Origin of the sequence: Streptomyces sp. NPDC024017 (genome assembly GCF_040638895.1) — a bacterium.
In the GTDB taxonomy this organism is placed as follows: domain Bacteria; phylum Actinomycetota; class Actinomycetes; order Streptomycetales; family Streptomycetaceae; genus Streptomyces.
Genome location: NZ_JBEZYZ010000012.1, coordinates 1 through 16,819 on the forward strand (window position 1 = coordinate 1; position 16,819 = coordinate 16,819).

Here is a 16,819-nt window from a genome sequence, read left to right on the forward strand (position 1 = left end):
GCGCGCAGGTGTTCAACCCGGAGAACGGGGGCGCGGTCCTGTGGCAGCACTTGTTCTGGTTCTTCGGCCGGGGGTGTCCGCCCGCAGCGGTTGGCGCGTCAACGAACAGTCAGTCGGCACGCAACCCCATCGCGCCGTTCCGAGGACGGACACCCCCCGACACGGCCCCGACCCACCGCATCGAGCAGGCGCCAACGAGGCGCACCCCCACCACCGGAGGGCACGAACCCCGCTCAGCGATGCCCGTGCACATGCCTCCACCGCAACACCCCGACAGCCACCACGGCCCCCGCCGCCCCGGCCACCAGCACCGGCTTCGGGTGCCGCATCCCGGCCTGGACAGCGGTCCGCACCGGACGAGGCCCCGTATGCGTCGCCCTGTCCTGCACGGTGTGCCCCGCCTGCGCGGCACTGCTCCGCAACTGCACCGTCATCGCCCCGGCCTTGTCCCGCAGATCAGCCGCCCGCGCCCGCGCACGCCCCTTCACATCCGCCTTCCCCGCCAACTCCGCCACCGTGTTGCCGAGTTCACCGCGGGTCCGCTCGATCTGCCGCCGCAGCTCATCGGGGCCCTTCGCCCCACTCGTCGCGTCCGTCATCGATGCGCCCTCTCCTTGATCTCCTCCACGTCGGCCCTGACACTGCCGAGGGCCTTCTCCGGCGTAGGCGGCGCGGCCTTCCTCAGCTGCCCACGCCCGGTCGCCGCCAGCACGGCCGCGATCACGAACAGCACCCCGGTGACGATCAGCGCCGCGGCCCACACGGGCAGCACCAGCGAGAGCGCGGCGACACCCGTACCGGCCAGCGCGAGCAGCCCGGCGTACGCGACGGCCCCCGCCGCCCCGAGCAGCCCGCCACCACGCCCCGCACGCCGGCCCTTCTCGGCCAGCTCCTCCTTGGCGAGAGCCACTTCCTGCCGCATGAGCGTGGAGAGCTGCTCCGTGGCCTGTGCGACGAGCTCGCCCACGGAGTGGCGCTCGTCGTGCACGGCCCGATGTTCCATGGTCCCGGTCACGGTGTTCCGCCTCCTCTCGAAGTCAGGAACCCCCGGGTACCCGGACGGCCCCGCGGCTACCCTGCGACTCGCCCCCAGCCCTGCCGAGCCCGCGCCTCGGCAGGGCACCGGCCAGAACTCCCCCCACCATGAAGCAAAACTTACACATACCTGGTAGCAGAATTAAGTGGAGCTACACAGTCAACAGCCCGACACTACCCCCATGACCACGCCGCCCACGCCGCCCACACCACCCCTCGGCCGCACCCTCTGCGCCATGATCACCCCCTTCACCCCGTCCGGAACCCTGGACCTCGACGGCGCCCAGCACCTCGCCACCCACCTGGTGGCGAACGGCTGCGACGGCCTGGTCCTCTCCGGCACGACGGGCGAGTCCCCCACCACCACGGACGCCGAGAAGTCGGCCCTCGTCGCTGCCGTCCGGGAGGCGGTGGGCGACCGGGCGAAGGTCGTCACCGGTATCGGCACCCCCGACACCCGGCACACCGCCGAACTGGCCCGGGAGGCCGAAAAGGCGGGCGCGGACGGCCTGTTGGTGGTGTCGCCGTACTACAGCAGACCCCCACAGGACGCGATCGAGGCCCACTTCCGGGAGATCGCGGACGCCTCCGAACTCCCGCTCATGCTCTACGACATCCCGGCGCGCACCGGCACCCGCATCGACCCGGAGACGATCCTCCGCCTCGCCGACCACCCCAGGATCGTCGCGGTCAAGGACTGCTCCTGCGACTTCCTGGGCGCCCAGAAGGTGCTCGCCCGCACAGCCCTGGCGTACTACGCGGGCTGCGACGAACACAACCTCGCGCTGTACGCCGTGGGCGGCACGGGATACGTCAGCACGGTCGCGAACGTGATCCCGAGCCACCTGCGGGCCGCCCTGGACGCCTTCGACGCGGGCGACACGGCCCGGGCGGCCCGCCTCCAGCAACGGGCGACACCTCTCATCGAGGCGATCATGTCGGCGGGCCTGCCGGGCACCGTCACGGCGAAGGCGCTCCTCAACGAACTGGCCCTGCCGGCAGGCCCGGTCCGCAGGCCCCTTCAGCCCGCCGGCCGCAGGACGACCGACGAGCTGCTCTCGCTCCACGAAGACCTGATCAGCACGTGATCACCGCTCCGCGAACACCGGCTCCCACCGCCCCTTGGTGTTGTCCTTGGGTGACCGGAAGTCGCTGAGCGGGGTGGTCTTCTCGCCGCCGATGGTCACCAGCACCAGCCGCTGGTGGTACTCGTTCCCGTCCGCCCCGATGTCCCAGGCGACGAGCGAGTTCCCGTCCGCCCAGGCGAGCAGTTGCTGCCCGCGCACCTCGCGCTGCTTCCCGGTGCGCGCGTCGAGGACGAAGGACGACGTCTTCCACTTCCGCCCCGCGAACGGCCCGGCGACGAGCTGTCCGTCCGGCGACACCCCCGCGTCGACGGACCAGTCCCGGTACCGCTCCAGCTCCGGCGCGAGGACTTCCTTGCCGGTGAAGTCGTACCACTTCTCGCCGGGTTCGGTGGGCATCCCGGACCAGACGAGACGGCCGTCGCGGGTGAACGCGAAGTCCTGACGGGAGTTGATGAACGCCTCGGGGTTGTGCGCACCCCCGCCGATCTCCACCCCGGCCCAGGAGCCGCTCCCGGACGCCACGTCGATGACATGGAACCCGGTCCGGTCCGACTCCATGAACGGGGCGTCCCAGCCCTCCGACCCGTCGATCTTCACCCGGCGGTCGGGGTTCTTGCTGTACGTCGTCGCGACGAGCTTCCTGCCGTCGGTGGAGAACTCCACGCCCGCCACCGGCCGGTCGACCGGGATCCACCGCTTGACCTGTCCGCTCGCCAGATCGAGCAGTCCGATGCGCGGCACGGGCAGGTCCCGCTCCAGCACGGCGGCGGTCGTCATCCCGGGGGCGACCGCGACGTACGACCACCGGTCGTCCTTCGCGTACTTCTTCGTCTTCGGGTTCAGCAACCAGTACGTCCGCTCCGAAACGGCACGGTCGGCGGACTGCTCGACGACGGTGCTGGTGTAGTAGGCGGCCAGCGCGACCCGCCCGGCCGCGATCATGTCGCGCGGCGGAGACTGGTCCGGGTGGGCGGTGATGCCGGTCTGCTCGACCCCGCCCGAGGGGCGTACGTCCTGCTTGCCGGCGTCCAGGACGGGCACGGCCACGGCGACGGCCACCACGGCGACGGCCGCGGCGGCCGCGGCCGCGAGCCGCCGGCTGCGGCGGCGACGGCGCACGGCCAGCACCCGGTCGGCGAAGCCGGGAGCCGCGGGCGGCTGCCCGTCGGCCTGGTCGCGCAGTGCGTCACGCACGAGTTCGTCGACGTTCACTGACGCACCTCCACGGGCGAGTAGTCACGGGAGGGCCGCTGCTCGGCGTCGGCCGGGCCGAGGGCGGCCAGCTCGGGCGCGAGGGCGCGCAGCCGGGCGAGGGAACGATGGGTGGCGGACCGTACGGTGCCGACGGAGCAGCCCAGGATGCGGGCCACCTCGCCCTCGGGCAGGTCCTCGAAGTAGCGCAGCACGAGCACGGTGCGCTGCCGCGCGGTCAGCCGGGCCAATGCGCCGCGCATCAGCAGGCGCAGCTCGGCGGCCCCGGAGGCGTCCGGGTCGGTGCCGGTCTCCGGCAGTTCGGCGACGCTCAGTTCTCGCCTCGGCCACTTCAGCCGCCAGCGGCTGACCTGCTGCCGGTAGAGGATCTGGCGGACGTACGCCTCGGGTTCGTCGATGCGGTGCCAGCGGCCCGCCGCCTTGATCAGCGCGTTCTGGAGCAGGTCCTCGCCCGCGTGCCGGTCGCCGCCGCTCAGCAGGACGGCGGTCTTCAGCAGCGCGGACGACCGGTTCGCCACGAACTCCCGGAAACTCTCCTGCGCTTCGGCATCCATCGTCACCTTCGCTCTCCCCCGGGGCGAACCCTGTGCCCGCTCCCCGTACTTCCTGTGACGCGTGCGGGGGCGTCCCGCTATGCCACCGGCCAGGAACAAAAAAGAGGGGACGGCCCGCACCGCAGTCACCTGCGGCACGGGCCGTCCCGTCTGCTCCGCCCGTTCAGTTCCAGGCGTACCCGTCACCGAACAGCAGCGTGTGCTCCAGCACGTCCTCCGCCGGGTCGTCGATCTGACCGACGTTGACGTTGATCAGACCGACCCGGTGGCCGTTGTGCGAGCCGGTGTTGGTCTCGTCGGCGTGCGCGGCCCCCGCCGGCAGCCAGCACACCGCCAGCACCGCGACCACCCCGGCCAGCCGGCACACCACGGCCCGCCCCCGCTCGTTCCTCATGCCCCGGTCCTCTTTCATCGGTTCGGCGTCTGATCGGACACTGCGTCCACCCGTTCATCTGCCAAAACCACCGCGAGGTCACGCCGGGTCATCCGTACGGGGGGCGTCAGTTGTGGCTGTGCAGGATCTCGTTCAGCCCGCCCCACACCGCGTTGTTCGGCCGGGCCTCGACCGTGCCGGTGACCGAGTTGCGGCGGAAGAGGATGTTGGAGGCGCCGGACAGCTCGCGGGCCTTGATGATCTGGCCGTCGGGCATGGTGACGCGGGTGCCGGCGGTGACGTAGAGGCCCGCCTCGACGACGCACTCGTCGCCCAGCGCGATACCGACGCCCGCCTCGGCGCCGATCAGGCAGCGCTCGCCGACGGAGATGATGACGTTGCCGCCGCCGGAGAGGGTGCCCATCGTGGAGGCGCCGCCGCCGATGTCCGAGCCGTCGCCGATCACGACACCGGCGGAGATGCGGCCCTCGACCATCGACGTGCCGAGCGTGCCGGCGTTGAAGTTGACGAAGCCCTCGTGCATGACGGTGGTGCCCTCGGCGAGGTGCGCGCCGAGGCGGACCCGGTCGGCGTCGGCGATCCGGACGCCCTTGGGGGCCACGTAGTCCGTCATTCGCGGGAACTTGTCGACGGAGGTCACCTGCAGGTGCAGGCCCTCCGCGCGGGCGTTCAGCCGCACCTTCTCCAGGTCGTCGACGGCGACCGGGCCGAGCGAGGTCCAGGCGACGTTGGCGAGGAAGCCGAAGATGCCGTCCAGGCTCTGGCCGTGCGGCTTGACCAGGCGGTGGGAGAGAAGGTGCAGGCGCAGGTACGCGTCGTGCGCGTCGATCGGCTTCTCGTCGAGCGAGGCGATGACCGTGCGGACCGCGACCACCTCGACGCCCCGGCGGGCGTCCGGGCCGATCGCCGCGGTAGCGCCACCGCCGAGCAGCTCCGCGGCACGCTCGGCGGACAGCCGCTCGGTGCCGGACGGGCCGGGCTGGTCGGCCAGCTCGGGCGCGGGGAACCAGGTGTCGAGAACGGTGCCGTCGGCGGCGATCGTGGCGAGGCCGGCGGCCACGGCGCCGGTGGTGCGAGGAGCAGTCGTGTCGGTCATGAGGGAAACCTAACCGGCGGACGGCGGTCGATGCGAGCCGGTGCGGGGGCATCTCACGGGACGGGCGGTATCCACCCCTCGAAGGCACCCCTCAGCAGCACGGACACCCGCCCCGCCGGCCTCACCCGCGGGCCCCCGCGACGACCCGCCCCAGCACCTGCCGCGCGTACTCCTCGTCGTACGGCACCCCCGTCAACAGCACCTGAAGACAGATGCCGTCGATGAGCGCCACGAGCGCCCGCGCGGTGACCGGATCCGTACGCCGGGACAGCAACTCGGCGACCGTCTCGGTGCACTCGGCGGCGACGGGGCGCAGGGCGGGCCGGCGCAGGGCGGCCAGATACAGCTCGTACTCCAGCTCGACGCCGGTGCGGTCGCCCGTGAGCCACTCCCCCATCCACCCGGCGAGTTCGGCCGCGAGGTCGGTCTGCGGATCCGCCAGGCCGGCGCGTGCGGCGGCCACCTTGGCGAACCCCTCGTTGGCCTGCCGCAGCGCGGCGACCATGAGTTCGTCGAGGGTCGTGAAGTGGTACGTCGTGGAGCCGAGCGGCACATCGGCCTCGGCGGCGACACTGCGGTGGCTCAGCCCGGCGATGCCCTTCTCGCCGACGACCCGGATCGCCGCGTCGATGATCCGCTGCCGCCGCTCGGGGTCGTAGCGCCGGGGCATCAGTGAGCGCCTCCCATGTTCAGCACCACGACCCCGGCGATGATCAGCGCGATACCGGCGGCCTTGGCCGTGGTCATGCCCTCCCCCAGGAACAGGATCCCGATGGTGGCGATGGCCGCGGTGCCGACGCCGGACCAGATCGCGTACGCCGAGCCGACGGAGACGGTCTTCAGCGTCTGCGCGAGCAGCGCGAAGGAGACGACGTATCCGAGGAGCGTGAGCAGCGAGGGCCCGAGCCGGCTGAAGCCGTCGCTGAACTTCATCGCGGTCGTCGCGCCCACTTCGGCGGCGATGGCCGCGGCCAGCATCACATAACCCATGCGTACGAGCGTACACATCACCTGTACACCCGTACACAACGAGAGCCCGGGTATCGGTGAGAAACCGCTCTCACCAAACGCGTCACAGGCGCCCCACCTGTCCACTACGGTGTCACCGATCACACACCGGGCCACCACAACTGCGCCGCCGTCAAGGGTGCCCCGCCGGAGGAACAGCGCATGTCAGCAGAGAAGTCCCGGCCGCCACAGGATCGCCCCTGGGAGAGCGGCTGGGCCCCGGACACCACCCGGGCACCGGGGACGCGACGGCTCTGGCTGGCGGGCACGCTGGCCCTGGCCACGGTCACCGCGTGCGTCACGGCCATCACCGTGATGGACAGCGAGTCCGGCGAGCCGAGAACCCGGGCGGCGGAGCCGACCACCCTCAGCAGCTCGGCGCCGGGCGGCCTGATCTCCTTCGCGACCCCCTCCAAGGGGGGCGCCGAAAAGGCCGGTGCGGACCGCGCCCACCAGTCCCCCACCCCCACCAGCAGCGCCCCGAAGGCCGCCCCGAGCCCGGAGCCCCAGAAGAAGGCCCCGAAGCCGCCGAAGGCGTCACCCACCCCTTCGAAGCATCCGAAGCCCCCGTCCTCGCAGGGCATATCCATACGCTCGGTCAACTTCCCCGACCGCCACTGGCGGGTGCGCGACGGCTATGTGCGCCTCGACCAGATCGGATCGGGCCCCGAGCAGCGCGAGGACGCCACCTTCCAGCGCGTCGCCGGCCTCTCCGACTCCGCCTGCTACTCCTTCACCACCGCGGACGGCCGCTACCTCCGCCACCGCAGCTTCGTCCTGGTCGCCGACAGCAACGACGGATCGTCCCTCTTCCGCCAGGACGCGACGTTCTGCCCCCGCGTCTGGTCCCGCTCGGGAACGCTCACGCTGGAGTCGGTCAACTACCCGGGCCGCTTCCTGCGCCACCGCAACTTCCAGCTCCGCCTGGACCCCCTCGAGAACAGTCACCAGTACTACGCGGACGCGTCGTTCCAGATCGTCTCCGGCCTGGACTGAGCATGCGTGAGGGCGGCACCCGGGATGGGTGCCGCCCTCATTCGCGTCAGTGGATCTCAGACGTTGAACCCCAGAGCACGCAGCTGCTCGCGGCCGTCGTCCGTGATCTTGTCGGGGCCCCACGGCGGCATCCAGACCCAGTTGATGCGCAGCTCGCTCACGAGGCCGTCCGTGGCGGACTTCGCCTGGTCCTCGATGACGTCCGTCAGCGGGCAGGCCGCCGAGGTCAGGGTCATGTCGAGCGTCGCGATGTTCGCGTCGTCGATGTGAATGCCGTAGATCAGGCCGAGGTTGACGACGTCGATGCCCAGCTCGGGGTCGACCACGTCGTACAGCGCCTCACGGACCTCTTCCTCAGAGGCCGGCTTCATCTCAACGGTCTCGCTCATGCCGTCGTCTCCTTCTCGGCGTCGGCTCCGCCCAGTACCTGGGCCGTCGCGTCCTTCCAGGCCATCCAGCTCAGCAGGGCGCACTTCACCCGGGCCGGGTACTTGGACACCCCGGAAAACGCGACCGCGTCCTCCAGGATCTCCTCCATCGCATCGTCGGGTTCGAGCTTCCCCTTGGACTGCATCAGCTCCAGGAATGTCTCCTGGATCTTCCGCGCGTCGGAGAGGTCCTTGCCGACGAGGAGGTCGTTCAGTACGGACGCGCTCGCCTGGCTGATCGAACAGCCCTGGCCCTCGTACGAGACGTCCTCGATCGTGGTGCCGTCGTACTTCACGCGCAGTGTGATCTCGTCACCGCACGTCGGGTTGACGTGGTGCACCTCGGCGTCGCCATCCCGCAAGCCCCGCCCGTGCGGGTTCTTGTAGTGGTCCAGGATGACTTCCTGGTACATGGAGTCCAGTTTCACCGTTCAGCACGCCCCTCAGCCGAAGAAGTTCCGTACGTGCTCCAGGCCGTCGACCAGTGCGTCGATCTCGGCCGGCGTGGAGTACAGATAGAACGACGCTCGCGTGGTCGCAGGAATTCCGTAGCGCAGGCAGACCGGGCGTGCGCAGTGGTGGCCGACCCGGACCGCGATGCCCTGCTCGTCGAGGACCTGACCCACGTCGTGCGGGTGGATGTCCCCGAGGGTGAAGCTGATCGCCGCGCCGCGCTCCTCGGCCGTGGTGGGGCCGATGATCCGCAGGTCGGGGACCTCCAGCAGCCGCTTGACCGCGTACTCGGTGAGCGCGTGCTCGTGGGCGAGGATCTTGTCCATGCCGATCGAGTTGAGGTAGTCGATCGCCGCGCCCAGTCCGACCGCCTGGGCGATCGGGGGCGTGCCCGCCTCGAACTTGTGAGGCGCCGGGGCGTAGGTCGAGGAGTGCATCGACACCGTCTCGATCATCTCGCCGCCGCCGAGGAACGGAGGCAGGTCCTCCAGCAGCTCCTGGCGGCCCCAGAGGACGCCGATGCCGGTCGGGCCGCACATCTTGTGGCCGGTGAAGGCCACGAAGTCGGCCTGCAGGGCCTGCACGTCCAGCGGCATGTGCGGCGCGGCCTGGGAGGCGTCGATGCACACCAGCGCACCGACTTCCTGGGCGCGGCGCACGATCGCCTCGACGGGGTTCTGGGTGCCGAGGATGTTGGAGACCAGCACGAAGGAGACGATCTTCGTCTTCTCCGTGATGATCTCGTCGATGTTCGACAGGTCGAGGCGGCCGTCGTCGGTCAGGCCGAACCACTTCAGCTTCGCGCCCGTGCGCTGCGCGAGCAGCTGCCACGGCACGATGTTGGAGTGGTGCTCCATCTCCGTGATGACGATCTCGGTCTCGGAGTCCACGCGGTAGGGCTCGTCGGCCCAGCCCAGCATGTTCGCCACGAGGTTGAGCGACTCGGAGGCGTTCTTGGTGAAGATCACCTCGTCACGGCTGGGCGCGTTGATGAACTCCGCGACCTTGTCGCGCGCACCCTCGTACAGCGCCGTGGCCTCCTCGGCGAGCACATGCACACCGCGGTGGACGTTGGCGTTGTAGCGCTCGTAGTACTCGCTCAGGGCGTCCAGTACCTGGCGCGGCTTCTGGCTCGTCGCCGCGTTGTCCAGGTACACGAGCTTCCGGCCGTCGTGGACCTGGCGGTCCAGGATGGGGAAGTCCTTGCGGATCGCCTCTGTGTCGAGGAGGCCCGGCAGCAATGTCACGCGGATGCGCCACCCTTCGTGTAAACCTCGTAGCCCTCGTTCTCCAGCTTGTCGGCGAGCTCGGCGCCGCCGGACTCGACGATCCGGCCGCCGGAGAAGACGTGCACGTGGTCGGGCTTGATGTAGCGGAGGATGCGCGTGTAGTGCGTGATCAGCAGGGTGCCGACCTCGCCCGTCTCGCGGACCCGGTTCACGCCCTCGGAGACGACGCGCAGCGCGTCGACGTCCAGGCCGGAGTCGGTCTCGTCGAGGACGGCGACCTTGGGCTTGAGGAGCTCCAGCTGGAGGATCTCGTGGCGCTTCTTCTCACCGCCGGAGAAGCCCTCGTTGACGTTGCGCTCGGCGAAGGACGGGTCGATGTTGAGGCGCTCCATGGCCTCCTTGACCTCCTTCACCCAGGTGCGCAGCTTGGGGGCCTCGCCGCGGACGGCGGTGGCGGAGGTGCGCAGGAAGTTCGACACGGACACACCCGGCACCTCGACCGGGTACTGCATCGCGAGGAACAGGCCGGCGCGGGCGCGCTCGTCGACGGACATCTCCAGGACGTCCTCGCCGTCGAGGGTGACGGTGCCGCCGGTGATCGTGTACTTCGGGTGACCCGCGAGGGAGTAGGCGAGGGTCGACTTGCCGGAGCCGTTGGGGCCCATGATGGCGTGCGTCTCGCCCTGCTTCACGGTGAGGTCGACGCCCTTGAGGATTTCCTTCGTGGCGTTGTCGGCCTCGACGGTGACGTGCAGGTCTCGGATTTCAAGCGTTGCCATGAATGCCTCAGGACTCCTGGGTGAGGGAGACGAGCACGTCGTCCCCATCGATCTGTACGGGGTAAACGGGGACGGGGCGCGTCGCCGGAAGGGCGTCGGGCTTGCCGGAACGGAGGTCGAAACGCGAGCCGTGCAGCCAGCACTCGATGTGGCAGTCGTCGACCTCGCCCTCCGACAGGGAGACGTTCGCGTGCGAGCAGATGTCGTGGATCGCGAACACCTCGCCCTCGGTCTGCACGATGGACAGGGGCGTGCCGTCGAGTTCCACCCGCTTCGGGGTGTCCTCCTCCAGCTCGCCCAGTCCACAGGCGCGTACGAAGGTCATGCGACCGCCGCCTCCAGCTCCTCCTCGATCCTGGCGATCAGACGCTCCTCGATGTCGGGGAGGCCGATCTGCTGGACCAGCTCGGCGAAGAAGCCACGGACCACCAGCCGGCGGGCCTCCTGCTCCGGGATGCCGCGGGCCATGAGGTAGAAGAGCTGCTCGTCGTCGAAGCGGCCGGTCGCCGAGGCGTGGCCGGCGCCGACGATCTCGCCGGTCTCGATCTCGAGGTTCGGTACGGAGTCCACGCGCGCCCCGTCCGTGAGGACCAGGTTGCGGTTCATCTCGTACGTGTCCGTGCCCTCGGCCGTGGCCTCGATGAGCACGTCGCCGATCCACACCGCGTGCGCGTCGTCGCCCTGGAGCGCGCCCTTGTAGACGACGTTCGACTTGCAGTGCGGGACGTTGTGGTCGACCAGGAGGCGGTGCTCCTGGTGCTGGCCCTGGTCGGTGAAGTACAGGCCGAACAGCTCGGCCTCGCCGCCGGGCCCGGCGTACTGCACGCGCGGGTGCAGCCGGACGAGGTCGCCGCCGAAGGTGACGACGACCGACTTGAAGGAGGCGTCGCGGCCGACGAGCGCGTTGTGCTGCGCGACGTGGACGGCCTTTTCGTCCCAGTCCTGGACGGAGACGACGGTGAGCTTGGCGCCGTCGCCCAGGAGGTAGTCGACGTTGGCGGCGAGCACCGCGTCACCGGTGTGGTCGATGACCACGACGGCCTCGGCGAAAGCGCCCAGCTCGATCACCTGGTGGCCGAAGGCGGTGCCGCCCTCGCCGTGCACCGCGATGCGGATGGGCTCGGTGAGGACGGTCTCCTTGGGGACGGTCACGACCGAGGCCTTCTCGAAGACCGAGTAGGCCTGGGCGGCGACGCGGTCCACCGGGGTGCCGGCCTTGCCGAGCCGCGCGTCGTCGCGGCCGACGGCCTCGACGGTGACGCCCTCGGGGGCCTGGACCTCGACCTTCACGCCGTTGCCGGTGGCGACGGCGGTGCCGTCGTGCAGGCCGCGCAGGCGCTCTAGCGGGGTGAACCGCCACTCCTCCTCACGGCCGTGCGGGACGGGGAAGTCCGCCACGTCGAAGGAGGCGGGCGCGCTCATGCGCGTGGCGACGGTCGACTCCGCGGCGACCGCGATCGAGCCCGCGGTGGTGGATCCCACGGGGATGTTCTGGGCCTCAGCCATGGCTGTCGTGGTGCTCTCTTTCCTGGGTAGGACGTCTGCTGTCGAGGGGGCGGGTCAGCCGACCGCGCCTTCCATCTGCAGCTCGATCAGCCGGTTGAGCTCCAGCGCGTACTCCATGGGGAGCTCCTTGGCGATGGGCTCGACGAAGCCGCGCACGATCATCGCCATGGCCTCGAACTCGCTCAGGCCGCGGCTCATCAGGTAGAAGAGCTGGTCCTCGGAGACCTTGGAGACGGTCGCCTCGTGGCCCATGGACACGTCGTCCTCGCGGACGTCCACGTAGGGGTAGGTGTCCGAGCGGGAGATGGTGTCGACGAGCAGCGCGTCGCAGAGCACGTTCGACTTGGAGCCGTGGGCACCCTCGCCGATCTCGACGAGGCCGCGGTAGGACGTACGGCCGCCACCACGCGCCACGGACTTCGAGACGATGTTGGAGGACGTGTTCGGCGCCATGTGGACCATCTTGGAGCCGGCGTCCTGGTGCTGGCCCTCGCCCGCGAAGGCGATGGAGAGGGTCTCGCCCTTGGCGTGCTCGCCCATCAGGTAGACGGCCGGGTACTTCATCGTCACCTTGGAGCCGATGTTGCCGTCGATCCACTCCATGGTCGCGCCCTCGTAGGCGACGGCGCGCTTGGTGACCAGGTTGTAGACGTTGTTCGACCAGTTCTGGATGGTCGTGTAGCGGCAGCGGGCGTTCTTCTTGACGATGATCTCGACGACCGCGGAGTGCAGCGAGTCCGACTTGTAGATCGGGGCGGTGCAGCCCTCGACGTAGTGCACGTAGGCACCCTCGTCGACGATGATCAGGGTCCGCTCGAACTGGCCCATGTTCTCCGTGTTGATACGGAAGTAGGCCTGGAGCGGAATCTCCACGTGGACGCCCGGCGGCACGTAGATGAAGGAGCCGCCCGACCACACGGCGGAGTTCAGCGACGCGAACTTGTTGTCGCCGACGGGGATGACGGTCCCGAAGTACTCCTTGAAGAGCTCCGGGTGCTCCTTCAGCGCGGTGTCGGTGTCGAGGAAGATGACGCCCTGCTCCTCCAGGTCCTCACGGATCTGGTGGTAGACGACCTCCGACTCGTACTGGGCCGCGACACCGGCGACGAGGCGCTGCTTCTCCGCCTCGGGGATGCCGAGCTTGTCGTACGTGTTCTTGATGTCCTCGGGCAGGTCCTCCCAGGACTCCGCCTGCTTCTCCGTGGAGCGCACGAAGTACTTGATGTTGTCGAAGTCGATGCCCGAGAGGTCCGAGCCCCAGCTCGGCATGGGCTTCTTCTCGAACAGGCGCAGGCCCTTGAGACGGAGCTTGGTCATCCACTCCGGCTCGTTCTTCTTGGAGGAGATGTCCCGGACGACGTCCTCGTTGATGCCGCGCTTGGCAGAGGCGCCGGCCGTGTCGGAGTCGGCCCAGCCGTACTCGTACTTGCCCAGGCCCTCGAGCTCGGGGTGGGCAGTCTCCGTGGGGAGAGTCATGCGGGGTTCCTCCCGGCCGTGCTTGCAGATGCGTTGTGGGAAATCTTGGGGATGAACGTCGTGCAGACGCCGTCGCCGTGCGCGATGGTGGCGAGTCGCTGTACGTGCGTACCGAGCAGCTCGGCGAAAAATTCCGTCTCCGCCTCGCACAGTTGCGGGAACTGCTCGGCGACGTGGGCGACCGGGCAGTGGTGCTGACAGAGCTGCTCACCCTTCTGCGGGTGGGGCGCATTGCGCGCCGTAGCAGCGTACCCGTCGGCACTCAGGGCCTTGGCCAGCGCTTCGGCGCGCTTCTCGGGCGGGACGCCCTCGACCGCCCGGCGGTAGGCGCCCGCCTGCGCGGCGATCCTGGCGCGGGCGAAGGCGGCGATCGCCTCGTTGCCGCCCTCGCGGTCGGCGATCCAGCGCAGGGCGTCCGCCGCGAGCGTGTCGTACGACTGGTCGAAGGCGTCACGGCCGCAGTCCGTCAGGGCGAAGACCTTGGCCGGCCGGCCGCGGGTCCGCGCGCCGTACACCCGCTGCTCGCGCGCCTCCACGACACCGTCGCCCGTGAGGGCGTCGAGGTGCCGGCGCACGGCCGCCTGGGTGAGGCCCAGCCGCTCGGCGAGCTCGGCGACGGTCGAGGGGCCGTGGTCCAGGATGGACCGCGCGACCCGGTTGCGGGTGGACCGCTCCCCGGTCGCCAGCTCCTCGTGAGGTGCCTCGCCGACGTTTTTCACAACGCCATTGTTGCGTAATTCTTCCGGACCGGGCAAGCCGCGGGTGCCGCACATCACGGTGCCCTGCGTCACTTAGGTAAACCTAATCTGACCTGCGGAAACGATCTCTGATCGATCAAACCGGTGGCATGCGGCAGCCGCATCGGGGACACTCCGGAACCATGTCCACACCCCCTCCGACCGGCCCTCTTGTCACCCGCGAGACGCTCCGGACGCAGCTCGGCGAGTTCGGTGTACGCCCTGGTGAGACCCTCCTCGTGCACTCCTCGCTCAGCTCTCTCGGCTGGGTCAACGGCGGTGCCGTGGCGGTGGTGCAAGGACTGCTCGACGCGCTAGGCCAGCGGGGCACGCTCGTGGTGCCCACCCAGACCGGCGACCTGTCCGACCCGGCCCTGTGGAGCAACCCGCCGGTACCCCCGCAATGGTGGGCGGCCATCCGCGCCACCATGCCCGCCTACGACCCGCGGATCACGCCCACCCGTGGGGTCGGCGTCGTCCCGGAGACCGTGCGCACCTGGCCCGGAGCCCTGCGCAGCGCGCATCCGCAGACCTCGTTCGCGGCGCTCGGGCCGCGTGCGGCGGAGGTGCTCGACGGGCACGCGCCCGACTGCCGGCTCGGTGAGCGCAGCCCGCTGGCGAAACTGGAGGCGATGGGCGCCCGGGTGCTGCTGCTCGGGGCCGGCTACGCCTCCTGCACGAGCTTCCACCTCGCCGAGTACCGCATACCCTCCCCGCGCGTCGCCGTGGGCCGGCCGGGTCCGCAGGGCTGGGAGACCGTGACCGAGGTGTCGATCAGCTCGGACCGTTTCGACGAGCTGGGCTACGACTTCGAACGGGACCGTCCCGTCGTCCGCGGAAAGGTGGCCGCGGCCGAGGCCCGGCTGTTCCCCGTGGCCGACGCGGTGGCCTACGCCGCACAGTGGCTGGCGGTCCACCGGCCCCGTGAGGAGGAGTTTCTGCACCCGCCGGTCTGATGTCCGGCGCGCCTACCTAGACTCTGGACCCATGCGAAGTGAGCCCGTGGTCCAGGTCCAGGCCCTGGTGAAGCGGTACGGCACGAAGACCGCGGTGGACGGGCTCGACCTGGTGGCCCGGGCGGGTGTGACCGCTGTGCTCGGCCCCAACGGGGCTGGCAAGACGACCACGGTCGAGACCTGCGAGGGGTACCGCAAGCCGGACTCCGGCACGGTGCGCGTCCTGGGCCTCGACCCGGTGAGACAGTCCGGGGACCTGCGGCCCCGCATCGGCGTGATGCTCCAGTCCGGCGGCGTCTACTCGGGCTCCCGGGCCGACGAGATGCTCCGCCACGTGGCGAAGCTGCACGCCCATCCGCTGGACGTGGACGCGCTGATCGAGCGGCTGGGGCTCGGCTCCTGCGGCCGGACGACGTACCGGCGGCTGTCCGGCGGGCAACAGCAGCGGCTCGCGCTGGCCATGGCCGTGGTCGGGCGACCGGAACTGGTCTTCCTCGACGAGCCGACCGCCGGGCTCGACCCGCAGGCCCGCCGGGCCACCTGGGACCTCGTCCGCGACCTGCGCGCGGACGGCGTCTCCGTGATCCTCACCACCCACTACATGGACGAGGCCGAGCAGCTCGCCGACGACGTGGCGATCATCGACGCGGGCCGGGTCATCGCCCACGGCTCCCCGGAGGAGCTGTGCCGGGGCGGCGCCGAGAACACGCTCCGTTTCACGGGCCGGCCCGGCCTCGACGTGGGCTCGCTGCTGAAGGCGCTGCCCGCCGACTGCTCGGCCGCCGAGCTGACGCCGGGCTCGTACCGGGTCGTCGGCAAGGTCGACCCCCAGCTGCTCGCGACGGTCACCTCCTGGTGCGCCCAGCACGGCGTGATGCCGGAGAAGATCTCGGTGGAGCGGCACACCCTCGAAGACGTCTTCCTGGAGCTGACCGGCAAGGAGTTGCGCTCATGATTCCGGCTCACACCGAGGTCGGCCGGGGGTCCGGCCCGCGGCGCAGCCGCCATCAGGCGCAGCGTCCCCCGGGAAGGCACAGCCTGGAGCTGACCGGCAAGGAGTTGCGCTCGTGACCGCCACCGGCACGGGGATGTACACGCCGAAGCCCGGCGCGGCGCCCCTCCCCCGCATGATCGCGGCCCAGGCCGCACTCGAGACGAAGATGCTGCTGCGCAACGGCGAGCAGCTGCTGCTGACCGTCGTCATCCCGACCCTGCTCCTGGTGCTCTTCAGCACCGTGGACATCGTCGACACCGGCGCCGGAGAGGCGGTCGACTTCCTCGCGCCCGGCATCCTCGCGCTCGCGGTGATGTCGACCGCGTTCACCGGCCAGGCCATCGCCACCGGCTTCGAGCGCCGCTACGGCGTGCTGAAGCGGCTCGCGTCCTCACCCCTGCCCCGTTGGGGCCTGATGACGGCGAAGACGCTGTCCGTCCTGGTCACCGAGGTGCTCCAGGTCGTCCTGCTGACGGTGATCGCCTTCGTGCTCGGCTGGTCGCCGCAGGGCAACCCGGTCGCCGTCGTGCTGCTCCTGGTCCTCGGCACGGCGGCCTTCTCGGGCCTGGGCCTGCTGATGGCCGGGACGCTGAAGGCCGAGGCCACGCTGGCCGCGGCCAACCTGGTGTTCCTGCTGCTGCTCGTCGGCGGCGGCGTCATCGTGCCGCTCGACAAGTTCCCCTCGGGCGTGCAGGACGTGCTCGGCCTGCTGCCGATCTCGGCGTTGTCCGACGGACTGCGGGACGTGCTCCAGCACGGCGCCGGGATGCCCTGGGGCAACCTGGGGATCCTGGCCGTCTGGGCGGTCGTGGGGCTGGCGGCGGCCGGGAAGTTCTTCCGCTGGGAGTAGGGAGGGTGTCCTGTGACGGACCCTCGTG

21 protein-coding genes are annotated in these 16,819 nt (G+C 70.3%); 5 read left to right on the top strand and 16 right to left on the bottom strand.

Going from position 1 to position 16,819, the window contains the following annotated elements; all coding sequences use genetic code 11:
• Positions 1-233: 233 nt before the first annotated feature.
• Together AB0G20_RS29270 and AB0G20_RS29275 are read right to left on the bottom strand one after the other, a co-directional pair.
• Positions 234-599, bottom strand: coding sequence for a DUF3618 domain-containing protein (locus AB0G20_RS29270; RefSeq protein WP_361307480.1), 366 nt, complete (start codon positions 597-599; stop codon positions 234-236).
• Complete coding sequence (locus tag AB0G20_RS29275) at positions 596-1,015, bottom strand: phage holin family protein (RefSeq protein ID WP_361307482.1); 420 nt, start codon at positions 1,013-1,015, stop codon at positions 596-598. The genes AB0G20_RS29270 and AB0G20_RS29275 overlap by 4 nt, the downstream gene beginning before the upstream one ends.
• A gap of 202 nt (positions 1,016-1,217) precedes the next feature.
• On the opposite strand from AB0G20_RS29275, the gene dapA reads away from it, so the two are divergent.
• Positions 1,218-2,123: a 4-hydroxy-tetrahydrodipicolinate synthase gene (dapA, locus tag AB0G20_RS29280; protein WP_361307484.1), complete on the top strand. Its 906-nt coding sequence runs from the start codon at positions 1,218-1,220 to the stop codon at positions 2,121-2,123.
• Here dapA and AB0G20_RS29285 read toward each other — a convergent pair whose 3' ends face one another.
• The 6 genes from AB0G20_RS29285 to AB0G20_RS29310 all read right to left on the bottom strand — a co-directional run bounded on the left by AB0G20_RS29285 (position 2,124) and on the right by AB0G20_RS29310 (position 6,369).
• Positions 2,124-3,335, bottom strand: coding sequence for a WD40 repeat domain-containing protein (locus AB0G20_RS29285; protein WP_361307486.1), 1,212 nt, complete (start codon positions 3,333-3,335; stop codon positions 2,124-2,126).
• Positions 3,332-3,889 carry a SigE family RNA polymerase sigma factor gene (locus AB0G20_RS29290; RefSeq protein ID WP_361307984.1) on the bottom strand — a complete coding sequence of 186 codons (558 nt, stop codon included), beginning with the start codon at positions 3,887-3,889 and terminating at the stop codon, positions 3,332-3,334. Before AB0G20_RS29290 ends, AB0G20_RS29285 begins: the two co-directional genes overlap by 4 nt.
• Before the next feature lie 163 nt (positions 3,890-4,052).
• Entirely contained in the window at positions 4,053-4,283 is a 231-nt protein-coding gene (locus AB0G20_RS29295) for a hypothetical protein (RefSeq protein ID WP_361307488.1), read from the bottom strand.
• 106 nt (positions 4,284-4,389) lie between these two features.
• Positions 4,390-5,379 (bottom strand): 2,3,4,5-tetrahydropyridine-2,6-dicarboxylate N-succinyltransferase, encoded by a 990-nt coding sequence (gene dapD, locus AB0G20_RS29300; RefSeq protein WP_161367357.1) that lies wholly within the window; start codon positions 5,377-5,379, stop codon positions 4,390-4,392.
• 121 nt (positions 5,380-5,500) lie between these two features.
• Positions 5,501-6,049, bottom strand: coding sequence for a TetR family transcriptional regulator C-terminal domain-containing protein (locus AB0G20_RS29305; RefSeq protein ID WP_361307490.1), 549 nt, complete (start codon positions 6,047-6,049; stop codon positions 5,501-5,503).
• Positions 6,049-6,369 (bottom strand): multidrug efflux SMR transporter, encoded by a 321-nt coding sequence (locus AB0G20_RS29310; RefSeq protein WP_361307492.1) that lies wholly within the window; start codon positions 6,367-6,369, stop codon positions 6,049-6,051. The genes AB0G20_RS29305 and AB0G20_RS29310 overlap by 1 nt, the downstream gene beginning before the upstream one ends.
• Positions 6,370-6,549: 180 nt before the next feature.
• Between AB0G20_RS29310 and AB0G20_RS29315 the strand changes: the two genes are divergently transcribed.
• Positions 6,550-7,383 carry an AbfB domain-containing protein gene (locus tag AB0G20_RS29315; protein WP_361307494.1) on the top strand — a complete coding sequence of 278 codons (834 nt, stop codon included), beginning with the start codon at positions 6,550-6,552 and terminating at the stop codon, positions 7,381-7,383.
• Between the two features lie 56 nt (positions 7,384-7,439).
• On the opposite strand, the gene AB0G20_RS29320 is transcribed toward AB0G20_RS29315, so the two are convergent.
• The 8 genes from AB0G20_RS29320 to AB0G20_RS29355 are packed head-to-tail and all read right to left on the bottom strand — an operon-like array spanning position 7,440 to position 13,973.
• The gene (locus AB0G20_RS29320) at positions 7,440-7,772 is read right to left on the bottom strand and encodes a metal-sulfur cluster assembly factor (RefSeq protein ID WP_028809645.1); all 333 of its coding nucleotides are present in this window, start codon (positions 7,770-7,772) and stop codon (positions 7,440-7,442) included.
• On the bottom strand, positions 7,769-8,239 hold the full coding sequence (sufU, locus tag AB0G20_RS29325) for a Fe-S cluster assembly sulfur transfer protein SufU (protein ID WP_358327735.1): 471 nt from the start codon (positions 8,237-8,239) through the stop codon (positions 7,769-7,771). Before sufU ends, AB0G20_RS29320 begins: the two co-directional genes overlap by 4 nt.
• A gap of 15 nt (positions 8,240-8,254) precedes the next feature.
• Positions 8,255-9,511, bottom strand: coding sequence for a cysteine desulfurase (locus tag AB0G20_RS29330; RefSeq protein WP_361307496.1), 1,257 nt, complete (start codon positions 9,509-9,511; stop codon positions 8,255-8,257).
• Positions 9,508-10,272, bottom strand: coding sequence for a Fe-S cluster assembly ATPase SufC (gene sufC / locus AB0G20_RS29335; RefSeq protein ID WP_361307498.1), 765 nt, complete (start codon positions 10,270-10,272; stop codon positions 9,508-9,510). The genes AB0G20_RS29330 and sufC overlap by 4 nt, the downstream gene beginning before the upstream one ends.
• A 7-nt stretch (positions 10,273-10,279) precedes the next feature.
• On the bottom strand, positions 10,280-10,597 hold the full coding sequence (locus tag AB0G20_RS29340; RefSeq protein WP_030852669.1) for a non-heme iron oxygenase ferredoxin subunit: 318 nt from the start codon (positions 10,595-10,597) through the stop codon (positions 10,280-10,282).
• Entirely contained in the window at positions 10,594-11,778 is a 1,185-nt protein-coding gene (sufD, locus tag AB0G20_RS29345; protein ID WP_361307500.1) for a Fe-S cluster assembly protein SufD, read from the bottom strand. Before sufD ends, AB0G20_RS29340 begins: the two co-directional genes overlap by 4 nt.
• Positions 11,779-11,832: 54 nt before the next feature.
• Positions 11,833-13,254 (bottom strand): Fe-S cluster assembly protein SufB, encoded by a 1,422-nt coding sequence (gene sufB / locus AB0G20_RS29350; protein ID WP_361307502.1) that lies wholly within the window; start codon positions 13,252-13,254, stop codon positions 11,833-11,835.
• The gene (locus tag AB0G20_RS29355) at positions 13,251-13,973 is read right to left on the bottom strand and encodes an ArsR family transcriptional regulator (protein WP_306923951.1); all 723 of its coding nucleotides are present in this window, start codon (positions 13,971-13,973) and stop codon (positions 13,251-13,253) included. The genes sufB and AB0G20_RS29355 overlap by 4 nt, the downstream gene beginning before the upstream one ends.
• Before the next feature lie 161 nt (positions 13,974-14,134).
• On the opposite strand from AB0G20_RS29355, the gene AB0G20_RS29360 reads away from it, so the two are divergent.
• The 3 genes from AB0G20_RS29360 to AB0G20_RS29370 all read left to right on the top strand — a co-directional run bounded on the left by AB0G20_RS29360 (position 14,135) and on the right by AB0G20_RS29370 (position 16,791).
• Positions 14,135-14,947 carry an AAC(3) family N-acetyltransferase gene (locus AB0G20_RS29360; RefSeq protein ID WP_361307504.1) on the top strand — a complete coding sequence of 271 codons (813 nt, stop codon included), beginning with the start codon at positions 14,135-14,137 and terminating at the stop codon, positions 14,945-14,947.
• Between the two features lie 31 nt (positions 14,948-14,978).
• Positions 14,979-15,902, top strand: a complete 924-nt coding sequence (locus tag AB0G20_RS29365; protein WP_361307506.1) for an ABC transporter ATP-binding protein — start codon at positions 14,979-14,981, stop codon at positions 15,900-15,902.
• A gap of 133 nt (positions 15,903-16,035) precedes the next feature.
• Positions 16,036-16,791: an ABC transporter permease gene (locus tag AB0G20_RS29370; protein WP_361307986.1), complete on the top strand. Its 756-nt coding sequence runs from the start codon at positions 16,036-16,038 to the stop codon at positions 16,789-16,791.
• The last annotated feature ends 28 nt before the right edge of the window (positions 16,792-16,819 follow it).

Coding starts and splice junctions, on each gene's coding strand:
- AB0G20_RS29270 (WP_361307480.1), bottom strand. CDS start 599: ATGACGGACGCGACGAGTGGGGCGAAGGGCCCCGATGAGCTGCGGCGG.
- dapA (WP_361307484.1), top strand. CDS start 1,218: ATGACCACGCCGCCCACGCCGCCCACACCACCCCTCGGCCGCACCCTC.
- AB0G20_RS29290 (WP_361307984.1), bottom strand. CDS start 3,889: ATGGATGCCGAAGCGCAGGAGAGTTTCCGGGAGTTCGTGGCGAACCGG.
- AB0G20_RS29295 (WP_361307488.1), bottom strand. CDS start 4,283: ATGAGGAACGAGCGGGGGCGGGCCGTGGTGTGCCGGCTGGCCGGGGTG.
- dapD (WP_161367357.1), bottom strand. CDS start 5,379: ATGACCGACACGACTGCTCCTCGCACCACCGGCGCCGTGGCCGCCGGC.
- AB0G20_RS29305 (WP_361307490.1), bottom strand. CDS start 6,049: ATGCCCCGGCGCTACGACCCCGAGCGGCGGCAGCGGATCATCGACGCG.
- AB0G20_RS29310 (WP_361307492.1), bottom strand. CDS start 6,369: ATGGGTTATGTGATGCTGGCCGCGGCCATCGCCGCCGAAGTGGGCGCG.
- AB0G20_RS29315 (WP_361307494.1), top strand. CDS start 6,550: ATGTCAGCAGAGAAGTCCCGGCCGCCACAGGATCGCCCCTGGGAGAGC.
- AB0G20_RS29320 (WP_028809645.1), bottom strand. CDS start 7,772: ATGAGCGAGACCGTTGAGATGAAGCCGGCCTCTGAGGAAGAGGTCCGT.
- sufC (WP_361307498.1), bottom strand. CDS start 10,272: ATGGCAACGCTTGAAATCCGAGACCTGCACGTCACCGTCGAGGCCGAC.
- AB0G20_RS29340 (WP_030852669.1), bottom strand. CDS start 10,597: ATGACCTTCGTACGCGCCTGTGGACTGGGCGAGCTGGAGGAGGACACC.
- sufD (WP_361307500.1), bottom strand. CDS start 11,778: ATGGCTGAGGCCCAGAACATCCCCGTGGGATCCACCACCGCGGGCTCG.
- sufB (WP_361307502.1), bottom strand. CDS start 13,254: ATGACTCTCCCCACGGAGACTGCCCACCCCGAGCTCGAGGGCCTGGGC.
- AB0G20_RS29360 (WP_361307504.1), top strand. CDS start 14,135: ATGTCCACACCCCCTCCGACCGGCCCTCTTGTCACCCGCGAGACGCTC.
- AB0G20_RS29365 (WP_361307506.1), top strand. CDS start 14,979: ATGCGAAGTGAGCCCGTGGTCCAGGTCCAGGCCCTGGTGAAGCGGTAC.
- AB0G20_RS29370 (WP_361307986.1), top strand. CDS start 16,036: ATGTACACGCCGAAGCCCGGCGCGGCGCCCCTCCCCCGCATGATCGCG.